General features: G+C 60.5%; 2 protein-coding genes. Both read left to right on the top strand.

Annotated features, from left to right (window positions below; translation table 11 throughout):
* Nucleotides 1–180, top strand: a 180-nt coding sequence (locus tag NKJ01_RS36175) for a hypothetical protein (protein ID WP_352735373.1), incomplete at its 5' end; no start/stop codon positions are given.
* A gap of 161 nt (nt 181–341) precedes the next feature.
* The gene (locus tag NKJ01_RS36170; RefSeq protein WP_352735371.1) at nt 342–608 is read left to right on the top strand and encodes a type II toxin-antitoxin system ParD family antitoxin; all 267 of its coding nucleotides are present in this window, start codon (nt 342–344) and stop codon (nt 606–608) included.
* Nucleotides 609–1,206: the final 598 nt, after the last annotated feature.

The following is a 1,206-nucleotide window of genomic DNA, read 5'->3' as shown; positions in this document are numbered from 1 at the left end:
CTTTGCGCGCCGCTAGTCAAAGTCGCAGCCTGGCTGTCGCCAGCAACGCTACACCTCAGCGTCAACGACCCAATGGCGCCGTCTCGCGCGTCGCAGATGGTCCTGCATCGCGACGACGGGCGACCGCCAAGAGCGATCGGCGAGCCCGCTCCGGCGCCTCGGACACATGTCGAGCCCTAAATCCCCATAGCCCCGCCCGCCATCCCGCGGTTCAGTTCAATCAGGCTTCAATGTAGTCGCGACCCGTGCGAGCCCGTACCATCGCGCCCGCGACCACACAGAACCCTCCAGATTCTATTGCTACCTCCATGCGCCCCCATATCCCCTGCAGGAGGTTGCCAATGCCAAATTACGCTTTGAATGACCACTATGAGAGCTTCATCAGGAAGCAGCTCGAATCAGGCCGCTACAACAATGCCAGCGAGGTTGTCCGCGCGGGCCTGCGCATGCTTGAGGATTTCGAGGCGGAGCGGGAGAGGTGGCTGCGCGAAGACATACCGGCGCGGCTGGCCGAGCTTCAGCGAGATCCGGCGAAAGGCATCCCTGCCGAAACGGTCTTCTCCCCGCTGGAGGCGCGACGTCGCGCGAAGCAGGCGAAAGCCAGGTAGGGGTGGAATATCGGATTGTCTTCCATCCCAGAGCGGAAGCCGAGCTGGAACAGCTATGACGACATAGCCGAAAGTGCTTAACCTGCGATTGCCTGGAATTCTGTTGTGGGGTATCCGCGACCATTGTCTCGGTCTGGCGACTTTTCCACAGCGGGACACCGAGTGGGGCGAGCCCATGCCTGGGCTTCGGATTGTCGGTTGCCCGCGTGCCGTTAGCATTGCCTTTGCCGTCGAGGGCGAGCGGTGCTGATCCTGAGCATCTTTTACGCTGGCCGGAACATCACGCCGAAATTGCTCGAGGACCGGCTCTAAATGATGCTTTGGGAGGGATTTGCTTTGCGGCCACCGAGGCGCAACAGTTGTTTTTCAAGCCGATGATGCACGTTCAGCGCCGAGACCTCGGGGCGCATCACGGGAATGGTCGGCGGCAGAACACCGCTCACAATTCAGCCAAGCCAGCTCACGAATTTCGGCCCCGTGGATAACTCCACGAGAAATCGAAAAAACATCGCTGATCGCTGTTGACAGTTCTCGTTGGTGGCGACTATATACGCCTCACGAACGAGGGCGGCTCGCCGCTGGCGACGAAGAAGTTTGC

The sequence above is a fragment of the Mesorhizobium sp. M0276 genome (assembly GCF_040321755.1).
Taxonomy (GTDB): Bacteria; Pseudomonadota; Alphaproteobacteria; order Rhizobiales; family Rhizobiaceae; genus Mesorhizobium.
The sequence above is the reverse complement of the archived record's forward strand: the minus strand, read 5'-3'. Positions and strand labels throughout refer to the sequence as shown.

Excerpts from the sequence above, each read along its gene's own strand:
- NKJ01_RS36170 (WP_352735371.1), top strand. The coding sequence starts at position 342 with ATGCCAAATTACGCTTTGAATGACCACTATGAGAGCTTCATCAGGAAG.